Raw genomic sequence first — 17,080 nt, forward strand, 5'->3', positions numbered from 1 at the left:
CCACGACATGCGTGATCGCGGGTGGCGGAGATTCGGCGCACGCTGAAAGCGACAGAACAGTGGCCGAAAGCAGGCCGACGGCAATGCTCCGGCGCAGATATCGTGAAACGGGATGCAATACCATGTCTTCAGGCTTCCGAATTAACGTAGAACGAGTGCTGAACCACCTTTTGCGGCCTTCAGCAGGCACTCAATACAGATTTTCTTCGGTGCAAGATCGACGGGAACGTCTCGCGGCCCTGGTAAATCATGCGTCCCCGCGTGCGCGACAAACTTGCCCGTCGTGCCATGCACAATTCCGTTGGAGTCCATCTGTGTGAAGCTGCCGTTGGTCTCCAGGCGAATGGACCGCTTTCCGCGCAGCACGATTTCCTCTGCTTCGAGCAGGATCTGCTTCTGTGCCCGCGCGACGATTGATTTCGTCAGCGCATGAAGCACGATGTCACCCGTCGCGGCGACGAACTTCACCAACCCCTGCTGCGCAATGAAGCGAATGGTGTCGCGCACGCTCGTAAAGAAACCACGGCCGCTCGCGATCCCGACATGGCCTTCGCTGGTAACTGCGACCTGCTGGGCAGCGATATGCGCAGTCGCCGGCGTGACGAGTTCAACGCCGGCCTTGCCCGCGATGACGAGATGCGGATCGGCCAGCTCCGGAAATGAATTGGCGTCACTGGTGCTGCCGCGGATCTGCTGATTCTGGGCGGCGATCGTTTTCGCAAGGTCTGACTGGTGTCCGTCGGCATCCTGCGCTTCGGCTTCGTGGGCCGCCTGGCTCAATGCATAGTGAAGGCGATGCGCGTCGTCTAGCTGGCCCAACGTCTCGGACATTTCCTTCACATGCCCTTCAGCGCCAGCGTGGCCTTGCGTCGTAATCAGCATCCCGAGTGCCGAGCGAACCACCCCCCACAAGCTCGTCACCAATTCGAATCCCCGGCCGCGCTCATCCTGCCGCCCAGCATTGCCCGCAATGCCCGTGATATAGCCAAGATTCAACTGCGAGCTGCCCTCATCACTCGACAGATGCGCCTGAATTTTTCCGTTCGTATCGTCAAAAGCAAGCGTATTCGCCCGCCTTCCCCCAATCTCCCGGCTTCGATAGCCGGCGAGCGCCTGGTTCTTCGGCAGTTCGAACGGAGGCATATTGAATGCATTGCTCGCGGCACCGACAACGATCGGCAAATCCGGATCGCCGTTGACAAACGCGACTTCGACCTCATGCCCGCGCCGCGGCAGAAAAATCCCGCCGAACTGCTCACCGCGCCATGTCCCGGCGACGCGCACCCAACAGCTCGAACGCTCGTCGTTCTTCCCCAGCCGGTCCCACAGGAACTGGAGCTTCACGCGGCCATATGCATCGGTCCAGATTTCCTGATTCTCGGGGCAGGTGACGACGGCATATTCGACACCGGTGATGCGCGGTTTCGCAGCCGTGCGCCGCAGCCGGAACGGCTCGTTGGTCGGTTGCAGCGTAAAGTCTGCTTCACAGCGGTAACGCTGGCTGGAACCTGACGTTTCGCCGATGTCCTCAATCGTCAGCCTGCAGGCGATGACCGCATACTCCCGGTTGGCCGCGTTCTGCGGATAGTGCGACAGCACAAAAGTCTGGCCGGTCACAAGGCCGCGCAGGTTCCCCTTGCCGGATGCCCTGAGCCCCTGACAGCGGTATGCCTGCATCTGCACGAGCGTCAGATACTCCGCTTCGGTGCGTGGATCGTTATGGTCACCGGACAGGCCCGCCGCGCCCGCCTGCGGCTGCGCGTAATCGCCCCACGTGTAGTGCTCCTGGTGGGCGAGCCCTGTGTCACGTGGATCTTCGCGCCCGACCTTCAAGTCCGCACGCGGCCACGTGTAGTCATAGTCGACACTGGTCACTGCGCCCGTCGTGAGCGCATGCGAGACTGACAGATCGTGTATGTGCTCTTCGTCGATACGCCGTCCGGTCGGCGCTTCATAGCGAATCGTCGCGTAGGCTTCGCCGAGCGGCTTGAGCGCGCCCATCGAGTCGGTGAGCACCAGCCGGTGCTTGCCTTCGCTATGCTCGAAGAAATAGAAGATGCCCCACTCTTCCCACAGCCGCTGCAGGAAGGTCCAGTCGCTCTCGAAGTGTTGACGCTGGATGTCGCGCTTCGGCCACGCCTTGTTCGGGCGTGGCGTGGTCAGACGCTTGTCGACCGGAAACGGGTAGGCCGAAAGCACGGCATCGGTGATTTCGATGACCGAGATGTCCTGGAAGATGCGGCAGTCGCAGTTCTTCGTCGCGTGCCAGAGCCATGGCCGCAACGTGAGCGCATAGACAATCGAGCGGCCGTCCTCGCGCAGGATCGACGCATGACTGACGACACCGGTGATCTCGCGCGTGCCCGCGCCAATATTCGCCAAGCCTGCGTTGCCAGCCAGCCCGGGAATGAAATGCCCCTTGCCCTCGAGCTGGATCGAAACGGTAACCTCGGTTCCGATCAGCTTGTCGAGATCGACGTTCGCCGCAATGCTCAGCGAGAACGCGAGTGCGTCCGGCGTTTTGAGCTCAAGCGTGTACTCGAACAGCTCGCCAATCGTTTCCCCTCCGCTCAGCCTGACCGGCGTGAGGATCGGCTGGTCGCCGTACATCGGCAGAGCAGCGCCGGCAACCGACAGCGTTCGTGGGGCATCAAACATGGCCATCTGTATCTCCAGTCATCGTTCGCATTCCGACGCACTCAGGAACGCACGCCCCACAGCTCGAGCTTCAGCGACGGGAAGTCGCCCGCCACGTGCAACGCCAGACCGCCGTGGCGCATGACTTCCTCCCAGAGCGGCCCGCCCTGGGTCAGCTCGTAGTAGATGTAGCCCGCGTTGAACGGGATCTGCCGCGGCGGCACCGGCAAGGCCTGTAGACCGATGCCCGGCAGGTGGCTGCGCACGAGGCTCGGCAGCTTGTCCGACGGACCGGCCTTGGCCTGCGAGAGGAACTGCTGCTGCAGCACGTCCGGCGGCATCGCGGCGTGGACGGCGAGCACGACGGCCGTGAAGCCCTGCATCTCGACCGGATCGACGACCGCGTTGCGCATGCCGTGGCCGCGATCTTCGAGCGCTATGCTCTGCGCACTGCGCACCAGTACTGCGTTGAGCAGCCGGTGCGTATCGTCGACGACGGGCTTCAGGCAAAGGTGCGGCGTCGTATGCTGGTAAGGCGGATGCGTGTCGAGCGGCCGGCGCGTATCGGTACGCAGATGGGTCGACAGCTCGCCCACCATGCTGATCAACAGCGCGTACACGTCGGCGGGCGACGTGGTCGGCACGCGAAGCAAGTGCCGCAGCAGCGGCTCGTGCCGGTTCAGGATCTGCAGCAGCAGGTAATCGGTGACGGTCGCGGCGCTCGCCGTGGTGTCGTCGGTACCGGCGAGCCGCTGCGCAAGCGCGTTGGCGCGCAGGCGCGCGAGATCATGAATCTTCGTGACCCAGCTCGTCAGCACGCCGCTTGCGCCGTAGCCGGACACGGGCGGCACGAGCGCATCGTCGAGTTCGATGCTGCCATCGGCACGGATCGTCTTCACGCGCGTGAGCGCGAGCCCGATCCACGCATCGCCGAGCTCCTTTTCTGGCATCAGACGCAGCCGCAGATTCGAAAGTTGCACGGGCTCCGGTGCGAGGCCGATCGAATTCGTGTCGCGCAGTTCCGTGTCGAACACGAGGTAGCGCGCGAGCGAATCCGGCGTATTCTCGAACGTCGTCTCTTCGCAGTTGGGCAGTCGCACCGGCACGGCCAGATAGATCACCTGATCAAGGTGCTCCGGCCGGATCGTCAACGGCGGAGGCAGCGGCGTATTGCCCGGTGCGTCGAACGGCGAACCGTCGGCGAACACGCCCGCGGCCGATTTCACGATCACCTTGCCGAGGGCGAGCGATTCCAGATCGAGCGCGAAGTGCGTAAAGCCGAAGTAGAACGGCGACAGCGGCGCTGCGCGCATATGCGCGTACTTCTCGAAGTAGCGATCCTGCTGCTGGAACAGTTGCGGACGGAAAAACAGCCCTTCCTGCCAGGCGACCTTGGCGTACCAGCTCATGCGTACCGTCCGTTTCGTTGCGCGACGTCATTCATTTCGTTGCTTCCTCGATCTTGATGGCGTTGGCCTCGAGGTCGATAGTCAGTTTCAGTTTCGATGTGGAGAAGCGGTACCACGCCTTGTCCGGTGCGGCAGGCACCGTGTAGACCGAGCGCCATACCGAATTCGGCAGGTCGCGGTAGGCTGCGATCACACCGATCGCGGTCGTTGCCTGATCGGGCCGCCGCACGATGGTCTGGTGATCGCCCGGCCGCAACTGCAGTTCGTCCCGCTTCACGACGTCGTCAGCCAGCATCGTCTTGTCCTGCGTCTGAAGCGTGAAGAAATCGGCCGCCTTGAAGGCGTTGTCGTTCTTCAGTTCGTAAATGCGTACGACGATCGGCGCCGCTCGGCCGCGATCGTCCGGATTCACATCGGATTTCGCTCTGACGGTCAGTTCAAGCCGAATCGTCTCCTTCGGCTTCGGCTCGTCGCTCGCACAGGCCGGGAGCAACGCAACACCGGCGAGCGTGGCCGCAGTCAGAATCGAGCGCATGCTGAATTCACCTCGATGGACGGAGAGATGCGCCACGCGCAGCGAAGACGAGTCTTCGTCCTGAGCGCGGCGCGCCCCGGGGCTTACGCTTCCTTGTTGCCTTTGATGTCGAAGCTCGCGGTCACTGCCCCGCCGCTGCCGCCTTGCGCGTTCTGCACGACGTACTCCTGCTTGACCTTCGCGAACGACAGCGACACCGTCTCACGGCTCTTCTCCGCATCGGTCTTGCTGCCCGACGGCTTCACACGCGTGACGATCACGTCGCTCATCGTGAGCTTCAGGTATTCGAGCGGATTGCCGCCGGCCTTGCGCATCACGAGCGTGGCCTGGTCGATGTGCTTGCCCGTCAGCGCGTACTTCATCAGGTTCGGGCTCGCGCGGTCGATGTTGTGCTCGAACGTCAGGTCCTTCACGGTCGCCTTGCCGGCGCCACCGCCGCTACCCGAATGCATCGACGATTCCTGCTGGATCTCCCAGTCCCAGTTCAGGACTTCGATCTCGTCCTTGTGCTTGTCATCGAGCGACTCGCCGTTGATGCCGTCGACTTTCAGGAAAATGTCCTGCGCCATTGCAATGCTCCTTGAGTGAATAAAAAGAGGCCGTGCATGAAAGAAAATGCTCCAATGCCCGGCCTAAGGGGGTCAGCCTCCGGCGGGAGGGTTAAGCGGCTTCCTTGATCGACGGCAGCTTCGTGACGAGCCGCAGCGATACGGTCAGCCCTTCGAGCTGGAAGTGCGGACGCAGGAAGAATTTCGCCTGGTAGTAGCCCGGGTTGCCCTCCACGTCCTCGACGATCACTTCGGCGGCAGCCAGCGGCCGACGCGCCTTCGTGTCCTGCGACGAGTTGGCGGGATCGGCATCGACGTAGTGCATGACCCATTCGTTCAACCAGCGCTGCATGTCCTCGCGCTCCTTGAATGCGCCGATCTTGTCGCGCACGATGCACTTCAGGTAATGCGCAAAGCGCGAGCAAGCAAACAGATACGGCAGACGTGACGACAGGTTCGCGTTGGCGGTGGCATCCGGGTCGTGGTACTCGGCGGGCTTTTGCAGCGACTGCGCGCCGATGAAGGTCGCGTGGTCGGTGTTCTTGCGATGCACGAGCGGAATGAATCCGTTCTTCGACAGTTCGGCTTCGCGGCGGTCCGAAATCGCGATCTCGGTCGGACACTTCATGTCGATGCCACCATCGTCCGTCGGGAACGTATGGCACGGCAGGTTTTCGACCGTGCCGCCCGACTCGACGCCGCGAATCAGCGAGCACCAGCCATACAGCTTGAAAGAGCGGTTGATGTTGACGCCCATCGCGTACGCGGCGTTCGCCCAGCCATAACGGCTGTGGTTCGAACCGTTCGTGTCTTCCTCGAAATCGAACTCGTCGACCGGATTGGTCTTGGCGCCATACGGCAGGCGCGCGAGGAAGCGTGGCATCGCGAGGCCCACGTAACGGGCATCCTCGGTGTTACGCATCGAGTTCCACGCGGTGTATTCGAGGTTCTGCGTGAAAATCTTCGTCAGGTCGCGCGGATTGGCGAGCTCCTGCCACGACTCCATCTGCAGCACCGACGGCGCCGCGCCGGTGACGAACGGCGTGTGCGCAGCCGCGGCCACCTTCGCGATCGAACCCAGCAGGTCGACATCGGGCGGCGTATGGTCGAAGTAGTAGTCGGCGACGAGACACCCGTACGGCTCGCCGCCGAGCTGGCCGTATTCCTCCTCGTAGATCTGCTTGAAGAGCGGGCTCTGGTCCCACGCAAGCCCCTTGTAGCGGCGCATCGTGCGATGCAGATCCGTCTTCGAGACATCCATGAAACGGATCTTCAGATGCTCGTCGGTCTCGGTGTTCGACACGAGGTGATGCAGGCCACGCCATGCGGATTCGAGCGCTTGGTAATCCTCATGATGCAGGATCAGGTTGATCTGCTCGGACAGCTTGTGGTCGATCTGCGCGATGATCGCCGCGATGCTCTTGTACGCGTCGTCGCTGATCGTGACCGACTGCGCCAGCGCCTGCTCGGCCAGCGTCTGGACCGCGAATTCGACGGCCTCGCGAGCCTGGTCGGTCTTCGGCCGGAATTCCTTCTCGAGCAGCTGCGTGAAATCGGACTCGGTGGTCGTCTGGATTTGAACGGCCTGTGCCTGCTGTTTTGCCATGGTGGTCATCCTCAATCGGTTCGTCGGTCAGTTCGCGTCGTCCTGGGCGGCTGCGTCGCTCTCATGGCGCTCGGGCTTCGGTGCGGCAGCCAACGACTTGAGCAGCGACGGGTCCTGCAGCAGCTGCGTGACGAGCGCTTCGGCACCCGACTTGCCGTCCATGTAGGTCTGCAGATTCGCGAGCTGTGTCCGAGCTTCAAGCAGCTGACGCAGCGCTTCGACCTTGCGCGCAATGGCGGCCGGCGAGAAGTCCTCGATGCTCTCGATGCTCATGTCGACCATCATCTGGCCTTCGCCCGTGAGCGTGTTCGGCACAGCGAACGCCACGCGCGGGCGGATCGCTTTCATGCGCTCGTCGAAATTGTCAATATCGATGTCGAGGAATCGCCGGTCCGACACGGTCGGCAGAGGCTCGACCGGGTGCTTGCCAGACAGGTCGGCGAGCACGCCCATCACGAACGGCAGCTCGACCTTCTTCTCCGAACCGTAAACCTCGACGTCGTACTCGATCTGCACGCGCGGCGCACGATTGCGCGCGATGAATTTCTGCGAACTGCTGGCGGACATGAACAGGCTCCTGAACGGTGATGGGTGAAATGCGAATTCAGCGGGTACGCTGGTCGGAATGGAGGGGCATCGCTTCGAACGTCAGGGCCTGGCCCGGTGCGGTGGCCGGGTCGGCGACGCCGATCGCGATGTGCGCAAGCGTGGCTTTCGACGCGAAGGCATCGAGCCAGAGCGCCGAGAGTCGCGGCAACACGTGCTGTTCAATGAAACCGATCAGGACGCGTGCGCCGGTTTCCTGCACGAGGCACCGCCCGACGATGTAATCGACGACCGCATCGTCGTACGTGAGTGCGATGTCGTGGCTGTCCGCCATGCGCTTCACGACGCGGCCCAGATGCAGCCGCACGATGCTGGCCAGCGCGCTGTCGGCGAGCGGCCGGTACGGCACCACCGTCACGCGCCCCAGGAAGGCCGCCGGAAAGGCCTTCAGCAATTCGGGCGTCAGTGCCTCGCGCAGACCTTCCAGATCGGGCGCGAGCGACGGATCGGCGCACAGGCTCGCGGTCAGGTCGGAGCCGACGTTGCTCGTCAGCAGGATCGTCGTGTTGCGGAAATCGATGTACCGGCCGTCGCCGTCTTCCATGTAGCCCTTGTCGAACACCTGGAAGAACATTTCGTGCACGTCGCGGTGCGCCTTCTCGATCTCGTCGAGCAGCACGACCGAATACGGACGCCGACGCACCGCTTCGGTCAGCACGCCCCCTTCGCCGTAACCGACATAGCCGGGCGGCGCCCCCTTGAGACCCGACACCGTGTGCGCTTCCTGATACTCGCTCATGTTGATCGTGATCAGGTTCTGTTCGCCGCCGTACAGCGATTCGGCAAGCGCGAGCGCCGTTTCCGTCTTGCCGACGCCGGACGGGCCAGCGAGAAAAAAGACGCCGAGCGGCTTCTTCGGATCGGTCAGGCCGGCACGCGCCGTCTGCACACGCTCCCCGATCCGGCGCAGCGCATCGGTCTGGCCGATCACGCGCACTTCCAGCGTCTCGGGCAGCGTACGCACGGCCGCGACTTCATCGGTGACCATGCGGCCCACCGGAATGCCGGTCCAGTCGGAGACGATCTCCGCGACGATCGCCTCGTCGACCTCCGAAAAGACCAGTGGGGTATCGCCTTGCAGACTCGCCAGCGCGAGCTCAAGCTCACGAAGCTTCGCGACCGGCACCGGCAGATTCGCCTGTGGGCCATCGGCTTCCCCGGTTCTCGTTTCGCGCGCGATGAGCAGGGCCTGCGCTGCTGCAGCCTGTTCGCGCCAGCGGGTTTCAACCGCAACTTCTTCCGTCGCGAGTGCGTCTATGCGCGCCCGAATGCCCGACAACGCCTTGTTCGCATCCAGACCGATGCGGGCTTCCTGTACGAGCAGGTCTTCTTCGGTGCGCGCGGCCGCGAGACGCTGGCGCAGGTCATCCAGCTCGCGCGGCGCCGCATGTTGCGATAGCGCCACCCGCGCGCAGGCCGTATCGAGCAGGCTGATTGCCTTGTCGGGCAGCTGGCGCGACGGGATGTAGCGGTGCGAAAGCGAGACTGTGGCGCGAACTGCTTCATCGCGCACCACCACACCGTGGTGCTTCGAGAACGTCTGCGCGAGTCCCCGCACCATGTCGATCGCGGTGGCCTCGGTCGGCTCCGCAACCTGCAGCACCTGAAAGCGGCGTGTGAGCGCCGGGTCTTTTTCGATGTGCCGCTTGTACTCCGCCCAGGTCGTCGCGCCGATCGTGCGGATCGTGCCGCGCGCGAGCGCAGGTTTCAGCAGGTTGGCGGCGTCGCCCGTACCGGCCTGACCGCCCGCGCCGATCAACGTGTGGATTTCGTCGACAAAGAGGATCACCGGAACCGGCGACTTTGCTGCAGCTTCGAGCACCCCCTTCAAGCGCGCCTCGAACTCGCCCTTCATGCTCGCTCCCGCAAGCAATGCGCCGACATCGAGAGACAGCAGCCGCACGTCGGCCAGCTTTGGCGGCACGTTGCCGGTCGCAATCGCCCGCGCGAGTCCTTCGACGACCGCGGTCTTGCCGACGCCCGCCTCGCCCGTCAACAGCGGGTTGTTCTGCCGACGGCGCAGCAGCACGTCGATCATCGTGCGGATCTCGAGCTCGCGGCCGATCACCGGATCGATCTCGCCGGCCCGCGCCCGTGCTGTCAGGTCCATGCAGTACTGGTCGAGCGATGCGGTTTTCGCGGCGGCCGGCATCGCGCCAGAGGCGTCGCCTGGCGTGGCGTGCGCGAAGTCGCTGTGGTCGTACGGCGCCTCGGTCGCCTCGGGCGAACCATCGATCCAGGCGGGAAGCACGTCGTCGAGACCGTCGACAGGAATCTTGCCAAACGCGGGGGAAATCGAGAGCAGCACGTGGCGCAGCTCGGGCGTGGACACGAGTGCCGCGACGAGCCATGCACCGCGCACCCGCCGGTCACCGTAACTGAGCGTGGCGATCACCCACGCGCGCTCGATCGCGGACTCGACGTGCCACGAGAAGTCGCTGATCGAGCTCGCGCCAGCCGGCAACGCGGCGAGCGCGCGCGCGAAGTCACGCTCCAGCACTTCGCGTACGATGCCGGCGTGCCGCACGATCCGATGGAGATCGCTGTCGGGCTGCTGCAGCACCTGATGCAGCCAGTGGACAAGCTCGACGTACGGATTGCCGCGCAACTTGCAGAAACTAGTCGCCGATTCGATGCCGCGGTAGAGCAAAACCCCGAGCTTACCGAACAGCGCCTGGCGTGGAATCGTCATGCATTACCCCGGGATCTTGTTAGCCGCATTCTTCAAGTACGTTTCGATTTCGTGATATTTGCCGTTCCGCACTTCTCTTGAAAACTCAACTTCAAACGATGGCGTTATCGTTTTAAAGAGATCACGTCTATGCAAGTGGAATTATTTTCACGGGCTTCAGAACGCGTCAACAAAAAAGCACCGAAAAACTGTCACACTTTGTCAAGAAATCACTTGAAGCCCGCCCCAATAGGCGCGGAAAAACGCGGCCCAGCGGGCCCAAACGCTAATGAGGATCTGCGTTTACTGAATCCAACGAATTACACAGCACGGTGGTTAGTCAATTAAAAAATATTTACATAATTTGATAACGTCAATAAAACCTGACAATTATTAAATATTCAAAAGTCGCTTATCAATGGTGGACGCCACGGCGACACTCGTGTTTAAAATTTGCTCTCCCGATTATTGATATTTCCAATGCACGCACCCAGACTGCCATGGCATCGCAAGTCGGCTGCGTCTCACGTCGAGCCCATGCTTCAGGGTACGAACGGACAGGCAATCGTCTCGGGAAATATGCGCGCCTCGCTTAGCGCAGACCTCGAAGACAGCGGTTCGCATGGCTCGACGAATGACGATCTGAACAACAGCGACGCCGTGTTCGGCGTGATTGGCTCTGCGGTGGTTGACCGTATTGCGGCGAGCGACAAGGGGGACTTCGCTCGCTCCGATGACGGCACGCTCTCGCCGGGAGATTCGGAACCTGCCCGGGATCTGCTTGCCACGCTGCAGGAGCAGTACTGGCGTGCCCTTGATGACCCGCAGGCATCGCTTGTTGATCAATGGGAGATGCGCGAAGCCGGGATGCCAGTGCAATTGGGAGACGGTATCGTCAACGCCAACGCATCCCAGCAGGAATTCGGCGCGGACTGGTCCGGCATGGAATCGATCGAAACCATGCTCTCGGCCGAGCGCGGGCTCGAGGACTACTTCGGCCCGCTGCGCACAGGCGAGCCCGCCCTCGATCTGGAGGCGGAGTCTGCTACGGAAGTCCTGCGCCTTTTCGCACCTCCCGAGTACCACGCCGCAGCGGCGCGCCGCCCCCCCCGGTTGCCGCCGGAACTGACTCGCCGCGAGCATCACACGCTGAGCGTCGACAGTCCGCTGTTCGCGCCCTCGCGTGACCACGAGGAATGACCATGCAACAACCTGCCGCGCCCCCGCGCCGCACAGCGGCGACCGCACTCGGACGTAAGACTTGGACGACGACGTCGGGCGACTTCGGTCTGTTCGAACTTCTCGACTGCGAATTCGGCGAGAGCGCATCAGACCTTGCCACCATGCCGGAGGACTATGCCGATGGAACCGCTTAAGCATCTCTCCGGCGATGGCGCGTCGGTCCCGACGACGCCACGCCGTGCCAGCATGCACCTGATGCCAACCCTCCTCGACCGCCTGCGAGACGACGCCCCGCATCGTCACGTGGAAGCCCCCGAGGAATACGCGGTGACACGCAAGCAGATGCGCGACGTCGTGCAGCGGGACCTGACGTATCTGCTCAACACCACGAGCATCGCAGACCAGATCGATCGTGAGCGCTACCCGCAGGCGGCCTCCTCCACCGTCAACTACGGCGTGCCGCCGCTCGCGGGCGCGTTTCTCGCCTCGCGCCAGTGGAACGACATCGAGCTGATGATCCGCCGGGCCATTACCGATTTCGAGCCGCGACTGATCCCCGGCTCGCTGGTGGTGTCGCCCCGTCATGCAATCGACGCCGGCGAACACCACAACATCCTCGCGTTCGACGTGCGCGGCATGGTTCACATGGACCCGTATCCGCTCGAATTCATGGTGCAGAGCTCGCTCGACCTCGAAACGAGCGAGATTCAGATCACTGGCATGCGAAGCAGCTGAGCGAGCACAGTACAACGACAACAACGAGACCTATGCGATGGACCCTCGACTGCTCGACTACTACAACCAGGAACTCATCTACATGCGCGAGCTCGCCACCGAGTTCGCGCACGCACATCCGAAGATCGCGCGCCGGCTCGGCATGCAGGCGGGCGAAGTGGCGGACCCCTACGTCGAACGTATCGTCGAGTCGTTCTGCTTCATGGCCGCACGCATGCAGATCAAGCTCGACGCGGAATTTCCCCGCTTCACGGGCCGGCTGCTCGAAGTGATCTACCCGAACTACGTTGCGCCCACGCCGTCGATCGCGGTGGCGCGCCTGTACCCGGGCCGGGCGGAAGGCAATCTCGCCGAAGGGTATCGCATCGCGCGCGGCACGTCGTTCGCCGCACAGGTCCCCGAAGGAGAAAAAACCGCCTGCCGGTTTACGAGCGGCCAGGACGTCACGCTCTGGCCACTCACGATTACCGAAGCGCGTTTGACGGGCGTACCGCCGGACATTCCAGCGCTGGATCGTTACGTGCCGCCCGACCGACAGGTGCGCGGCGCGCTGCGGTTGCGGCTGTCGACAACCGGTGACGTACGGATCGCGGACCTGAAGGGGCTTAACCGGCTGCCTGTGTATCTGGCCGGTGATGAGCAGGTTGCCTCGCGCCTCTTCGAGTTGGTGCACGCCGCCAGCATCGCGTCCGTAATCGCCGCACCCGGCGAGTTCGGTGCGCCGGGCCGGCCGCCCGCAGCCGTCACCCACGGCGCGGTCGAACACGAAGGCTTGCGCACCGATCAGAACCTGCTGCCGCTCACGTGGACAAAATTCCACGGGCACAACCTGCTGCATGAATATTTCGCGTGTCCCGCGCGATTTTGGTTCTTCGCGCTCAATGGTCTTGGCGAAGGCCTGTCCCGCACGAACGGCAGCGAGGTCGAAATCGTCGTGCTGCTCGACCGGGCGCCCGGACAGCTCGGGAACCTCGTCGATGCGTCACGCTTCGCGCTGTTCTGCACGCCCGTCATCAACCTCTTCAGGAAGCATACCGATCGCATCGAAATCTCTCCGCGCGAGACGGAATTTCATCTGGTGCCCGCTCGGCTCTCGCCGCTCGACTACGAAGTGTTTTCGGTCGAAACGGTGTACGGACAGGTGGCGGCAACTTCGGCCGAGCTGGAGTTCCGCCCGCTTTATCAGACGCTGAATAACGACGAAGGCAATCACGGGCGGTACTTCTCGACCCGGCGCGAACGGCGAATGGTGTCGAACTCGGCACGCCGTTACGGCACGCGCACGCCCTATGTCGGTACCGAAGTGTTCCTGTCGCTCGTCGACCAGAACGAGGCGCCCTATGGCGAAAACATTCGCTTCCTGTCGGTCGACGCGCTGCTGACGAACCGCGATCTCGCTACGCTCGTCCCGCGCGACGGTATCCATGACCTGACAACCGCGCAGTCCGCACCGGTCGAGAGCATCGGCCTCATTCGTCCGCCAAGTCCACCGAAACCGCCCTACGCCGAACGAGAGATGGCCTGGCGCCTGATCCGGCAGCTCAATTTCAACTACCTCCCGCTCGACGAGCTCGATCACCGCGAAGGGGGACAGGGCCTGCGTGACCTGTTGCGCCTGTACCTGTCCGACGAAGGCACCGAACATAGCCGCCAGGTGGAAAGCCTCGTGGGCGCGAAGACCCGGCCCGTGACCCGCAAGCTGCCGGGCACCGGCCCGATGACGTTCGGGCGCGGCATCGAATGCGTGCTGACCGTCGATGAGGCGGGCTTTTCCGGTTCGAGTCCGTATCTTTTCGGGCTCATCCTCGAGCACTGGCTTGCGCGGCATGTGTCGATCAACAGCTTCACGCAGACCGAGCTGCACTCGATGCAGCGGGGCCGCATTGCACGGTGGCCCGTGCGTACGGGCACGCGCGGGGTCCTGTGATGAAGCGCGCCACCCTGCCCGCGCTGGTACGCGACAGCACACTCTCGCCCGAACTGCTCGAACGCCTGCAGGCCGAGCCGTGGCGCTTCGGGTTCCTGTCGCTGCTGCGACGCATCGGCGCCAATGCCGCCATCGATCCCGTCGGTACAGCACGCCGGCCGCAGGGGGAACCCTTTCGCCTCGGACAGCAGCCGAGCCTCACCTTCGCGCCGCGCGAAATCGCGAGCGTGCAAGCAGCCGGCGGGCGCCTCAAGGTGCGCTTGTTTGGTCTCGGCATGCTCGGACCCAATGGTCCACTGCCGATCCACGTCAGCGAAATGGCGAAGGATCGCGAGGACAGCGGACGCGACACGACGACGGTCGACTTCTTCGACATCTTCCATCACCGGTTCTTTACGCTGTTCTATCGCGCGTGGGCATCGGCGCAGGCGACGGCGGGCCTGGACCGGCACGATGACGAGCGGTTTTCGTTTTACGTTGCGAGCCTCACGGGCCAGGACACCGGCGAAATCGGCCATCCCCCGCTGCCCTCGCACGCGCGTCTGGCAGCCTCCGCGCATCTCGTGCGGGAGTCGCGCAACCCGGACGGTCTGCGCGCCACGCTCGAACACTACTTCGGCGTGCCGGTCGCGATTGAGGAGAACGTGTTTCATTGGATCGGGATCGATCCCGCCGATCAGGGACGCATGGGTCGCGCGGGTCCGGCCGCGACCATGGGACAGGCTGCAATGCTTGGCCGTGTCGCACCTGACCGCCAGTACCGGTTCCGCATCGTCATCGGGCCGGTCGATCTCGAGGCATATCTGCGCTTCACGCCGCAGGGCGAAGATCTGCCCCGCCTGGTCGAATGGGTACGAGCCTTCGTCGCCTACGAACTGGAATGGGAACTTGAACTGCGGATCAAGCCCGATAGCGCGCCGCCCGCAGTGATGGGCGGCCAGCAGCGCATGGGCTGGTCGGGATGGCTGGGTCGACCGAGCCCGCACAAACCGATCACCGGCATGCGCTTCGAGCCTGAGCGTTACGCGCGGTATTTCAGGCACCTCGCCACTGAATCCGGGAATCAACCATGAGCAGAAAGCAATCCACTCAGCGGCACGAATCCGACAAAGCCTCTCACGCACCGCAGCACGACTGGCTGACGCCCGTGAGCGACACCGCGCCTTGCGGCCCTGAACTCGAATACGACCACGACTTCATCGTGCTCTTCGCGAGTGCGGCGCCGAAGCGGGACGTGCAGTACGGCGCGTTCGTCCGCGCGCCCGATCCGCTCAACTGGAGCGAGCTCGAGCGCGACTGCCAGCGACTCATGATGCGCACGAAAGACATGAGCGTCGCCGTGCTCTACACGCGATGCCGCACCCGGCTCGCCGGCGCGGCGGGCCTCGCCGAAGGGACCGGGCTGCTCGCCGCTTGGCTGAACGCATTCGCCGCACAGGTCCACCCGCAACCCAACATCGACGGCGAACGCGAGGCCGTGCTCGAAATGCGGATGAATGCGCTGCAAGCGCTCACCGATTCCGAGGGGCTACTAGCAGACGTACGCGAAATCGTGCTCACGAAGTCGACACTGGCACGGCTGCAGGTACGCGACGTCGAGCGTGCGTTCGCGCATCCGCGCCCGGCCGATGCGCTTGCTCCCGAGTCCGTTGCGCAACAGTTGCAGGATCTGCGCGCGCAGCACCCTGCAGTGATGATGGGCTTCGACGACGCGATCGCGAATCTTGCCGCGATCGACACGTGGTGCGCTAGTCATCTCGAAACGTACCAGCCCGACCTGTCGCAGCTAAGCTGGCTGATCGGCAGCTTAAGCAAACCCACACTGCTGACAACGAACGACAGGGTCGAGGAACCCTCCGCCGCCCCCGTTCCGACGACGAACGAATCACTGGAAGACAATGCAGCAACACTGCCTGAACTGAAGAATGCGCCCCCTGCGCGCTCCCCGACGCAATCGGAATCTGCACCAGCTGACCGCCAAGCAGCGCTTGCTTTGATTCGAAGCGCCCGGACGTGGTTCGAGGCGCACGAACCAAGCAGCCCGATTCCGGTGTTGCTCAAACGCGCCGAGCAGTTCGTCGGCAAGCGCTACGCGGACGTCGTGCGAGCGATACCGTCTGACCTGCTGGCGCGGTGGGAAGAAGCAGATGGCGCGTAGTCGTGCTCGGTGACACGAGCTTTTGTCGGCATTGTCAGGTTGCCGGGTCGATCGGGTAGGACGAAGGCTTGGATCGCGTAACTTGGAACGTGAAGCACGTGTCCGTCAAAGCGGCAGCTACGGCCGAGCAACCGTGGTAAGAAATCACCACCCGACGTCGAACGCAGCAACGTCCCATGCAGCGGATTCGATGCCCTCCTCCGTCCGATCGCACCGCGCCGCTACCGGTTCCCCGCCCTCTCCACCCACCACAGAAAAGTGCGTCCTACCTCCGGCCAGACCAGTACCGACCGCTTTCAGAAAAGCCTCTTTCGCGGTCCATATTCGATAAAAGCCATCGTGGCGAAGCGTGTCAGGTAGCGAGTTGACGTATACATCATCCCGCCCAGAGAAAACCGTATTTGCTAGGGAGCGCCAGTCGAAAGCGTGATTGCTGATCTCTATGTCTACGCCAACGCGCCGGTCCGCCGCGATGGCAACGAGTGCATGAGATCCTGAGTGCGAGATGTTAAAGTCGAGCGCCCGTCTAACGCCGTCGGACACGCCAGCGGATGCGGGAATTCGCTCATACCCGGTGCGCTATGGCTATTGGTGCATTCACGTGCGGCTCAAGCGCGAAGGCTGGTGTCTTGGAAAGAATCGGATGTATCGGCTATACACGAAGAACGCCCCATTACCACGCCCCCATTCCGAACAACATTTCCCGTATTTTCTGGGTATATCCAAATTGAGTATCGATGCACGCCAGTCTGCCGCGCAATCTCACTGCATAGGCAATTCGCATAATTTCCAACGGCGCCTTCAGCGGCGCCACCGCTCGCATTTGACAATGTTTAACAACCCATTTCTCCAATCGATTTATCCTTGTTTTACAGTCTAAAAATAGTGATTCCGCGAATTAGCGAGACTCAACGACGCGTTCGAAATTTCTGTCGTCGATAAGAAAATTAGAAATCCAGAGATAGGACCAGCTCAGTGAATTAATTGAACCCGAAAACGATCCGAATGGGAATGCTACTCATGAGTGAACCGCGAGATGGGACGCTTTGTCGAGACTCCGTACGGA

14 protein-coding genes are annotated in these 17,080 nt (G+C 62.8%); 6 read left to right on the top strand and 8 right to left on the bottom strand.

The window, feature by feature from the left end:
• Nucleotides 1–141: 141 nt before the first annotated feature.
• The 7 genes from AAHK20_RS32005 to tssH form a co-directional block, all read right to left on the bottom strand.
• A complete protein-coding gene (locus tag AAHK20_RS32005) occupies nucleotides 142–2,664 on the bottom strand; it encodes a type VI secretion system Vgr family protein (protein WP_449185525.1) in 2,523 nt (840 codons plus the stop codon).
• 35 nt (nucleotides 2,665–2,699) lie between these two features.
• Nucleotides 2,700–4,046, bottom strand: coding sequence for a type VI secretion system baseplate subunit TssK (gene tssK / locus AAHK20_RS32010; RefSeq protein WP_449185526.1), 1,347 nt, complete (start codon nucleotides 4,044–4,046; stop codon nucleotides 2,700–2,702).
• 31 nt (nucleotides 4,047–4,077) lie between these two features.
• Complete coding sequence (tssJ, locus tag AAHK20_RS32015) at nucleotides 4,078–4,581, bottom strand: type VI secretion system lipoprotein TssJ (RefSeq protein WP_449185527.1); 504 nt, start codon at nucleotides 4,579–4,581, stop codon at nucleotides 4,078–4,080.
• 83 nt (nucleotides 4,582–4,664) lie between these two features.
• Complete coding sequence (locus AAHK20_RS32020; protein WP_449185528.1) at nucleotides 4,665–5,150, bottom strand: Hcp family type VI secretion system effector; 486 nt, start codon at nucleotides 5,148–5,150, stop codon at nucleotides 4,665–4,667.
• 91 nt (nucleotides 5,151–5,241) lie between these two features.
• Nucleotides 5,242–6,735, bottom strand: coding sequence for a type VI secretion system contractile sheath large subunit (gene tssC, locus AAHK20_RS32025; protein ID WP_449185529.1), 1,494 nt, complete (start codon nucleotides 6,733–6,735; stop codon nucleotides 5,242–5,244).
• A gap of 27 nt (nucleotides 6,736–6,762) precedes the next feature.
• On the bottom strand, nucleotides 6,763–7,302 hold the full coding sequence (gene tssB, locus AAHK20_RS32030) for a type VI secretion system contractile sheath small subunit (RefSeq protein ID WP_449185530.1): 540 nt from the start codon (nucleotides 7,300–7,302) through the stop codon (nucleotides 6,763–6,765).
• 37 nt (nucleotides 7,303–7,339) lie between these two features.
• Complete coding sequence (gene tssH, locus AAHK20_RS32035) at nucleotides 7,340–10,033, bottom strand: type VI secretion system ATPase TssH (protein ID WP_449185531.1); 2,694 nt, start codon at nucleotides 10,031–10,033, stop codon at nucleotides 7,340–7,342.
• 516 nt (nucleotides 10,034–10,549) lie between these two features.
• On the opposite strand from tssH, the gene AAHK20_RS32040 reads away from it, so the two are divergent.
• From AAHK20_RS32040 to AAHK20_RS32065, 6 genes are read left to right on the top strand one after another with little or no spacing between them, the layout of a single operon-like run.
• Nucleotides 10,550–11,212, top strand: a complete 663-nt coding sequence (locus AAHK20_RS32040; RefSeq protein WP_449185532.1) for a TagK domain-containing protein — start codon at nucleotides 10,550–10,552, stop codon at nucleotides 11,210–11,212.
• 2 nt (nucleotides 11,213–11,214) lie between these two features.
• Nucleotides 11,215–11,388 (top strand): hypothetical protein, encoded by a 174-nt coding sequence (locus tag AAHK20_RS32045; RefSeq protein ID WP_449185533.1) that lies wholly within the window; start codon nucleotides 11,215–11,217, stop codon nucleotides 11,386–11,388.
• A complete protein-coding gene (gene tssE / locus AAHK20_RS32050; protein WP_449185534.1) occupies nucleotides 11,375–11,929 on the top strand; it encodes a type VI secretion system baseplate subunit TssE in 555 nt (184 codons plus the stop codon). Before AAHK20_RS32045 ends, tssE begins: the two co-directional genes overlap by 14 nt.
• Nucleotides 11,930–11,966: 37 nt before the next feature.
• Nucleotides 11,967–13,856, top strand: coding sequence for a type VI secretion system baseplate subunit TssF (gene tssF / locus AAHK20_RS32055; RefSeq protein WP_449185535.1), 1,890 nt, complete (start codon nucleotides 11,967–11,969; stop codon nucleotides 13,854–13,856).
• Nucleotides 13,856–14,929 (top strand): type VI secretion system baseplate subunit TssG, encoded by a 1,074-nt coding sequence (gene tssG, locus AAHK20_RS32060; protein ID WP_449185536.1) that lies wholly within the window; start codon nucleotides 13,856–13,858, stop codon nucleotides 14,927–14,929. The genes tssF and tssG overlap by 1 nt, the downstream gene beginning before the upstream one ends.
• On the top strand, nucleotides 14,926–16,014 hold the full coding sequence (locus AAHK20_RS32065; RefSeq protein ID WP_449185537.1) for a type VI secretion system protein TssA: 1,089 nt from the start codon (nucleotides 14,926–14,928) through the stop codon (nucleotides 16,012–16,014). The genes tssG and AAHK20_RS32065 overlap by 4 nt, the downstream gene beginning before the upstream one ends.
• Nucleotides 16,015–16,158: 144 nt before the next feature.
• Here the strand turns inward: AAHK20_RS32065 and AAHK20_RS32070 are convergent, their stop codons facing one another.
• Entirely contained in the window at nucleotides 16,159–16,557 is a 399-nt protein-coding gene (locus AAHK20_RS32070; protein WP_449185538.1) for a 4'-phosphopantetheinyl transferase family protein, read from the bottom strand.
• Nucleotides 16,558–17,080 lie beyond the last annotated feature (523 nt).

The sequence above is a fragment of the Trinickia camelliae genome (genome assembly GCF_053525655.1).

Bases quoted from the DNA above. Each gene is read 5' to 3' on its own strand.
- AAHK20_RS32005 (WP_449185525.1), bottom strand. From the start codon at position 2,664: ATGGCCATGTTTGATGCCCCACGAACGCTGTCGGTTGCCGGCGCTGCT.
- tssK (WP_449185526.1), bottom strand. From the start codon at position 4,046: ATGAGCTGGTACGCCAAGGTCGCCTGGCAGGAAGGGCTGTTTTTCCGT.
- tssJ (WP_449185527.1), bottom strand. From the start codon at position 4,581: ATGCGCTCGATTCTGACTGCGGCCACGCTCGCCGGTGTTGCGTTGCTC.
- AAHK20_RS32020 (WP_449185528.1), bottom strand. From the start codon at position 5,150: ATGGCGCAGGACATTTTCCTGAAAGTCGACGGCATCAACGGCGAGTCG.
- tssC (WP_449185529.1), bottom strand. From the start codon at position 6,735: ATGGCAAAACAGCAGGCACAGGCCGTTCAAATCCAGACGACCACCGAG.
- tssB (WP_449185530.1), bottom strand. From the start codon at position 7,302: ATGTCCGCCAGCAGTTCGCAGAAATTCATCGCGCGCAATCGTGCGCCG.
- tssH (WP_449185531.1), bottom strand. From the start codon at position 10,033: ATGACGATTCCACGCCAGGCGCTGTTCGGTAAGCTCGGGGTTTTGCTC.
- AAHK20_RS32040 (WP_449185532.1), top strand. From the start codon at position 10,550: ATGCTTCAGGGTACGAACGGACAGGCAATCGTCTCGGGAAATATGCGC.
- AAHK20_RS32045 (WP_449185533.1), top strand. From the start codon at position 11,215: ATGCAACAACCTGCCGCGCCCCCGCGCCGCACAGCGGCGACCGCACTC.
- tssE (WP_449185534.1), top strand. From the start codon at position 11,375: ATGGAACCGCTTAAGCATCTCTCCGGCGATGGCGCGTCGGTCCCGACG.
- tssF (WP_449185535.1), top strand. From the start codon at position 11,967: ATGGACCCTCGACTGCTCGACTACTACAACCAGGAACTCATCTACATG.
- tssG (WP_449185536.1), top strand. From the start codon at position 13,856: ATGAAGCGCGCCACCCTGCCCGCGCTGGTACGCGACAGCACACTCTCG.
- AAHK20_RS32065 (WP_449185537.1), top strand. From the start codon at position 14,926: ATGAGCAGAAAGCAATCCACTCAGCGGCACGAATCCGACAAAGCCTCT.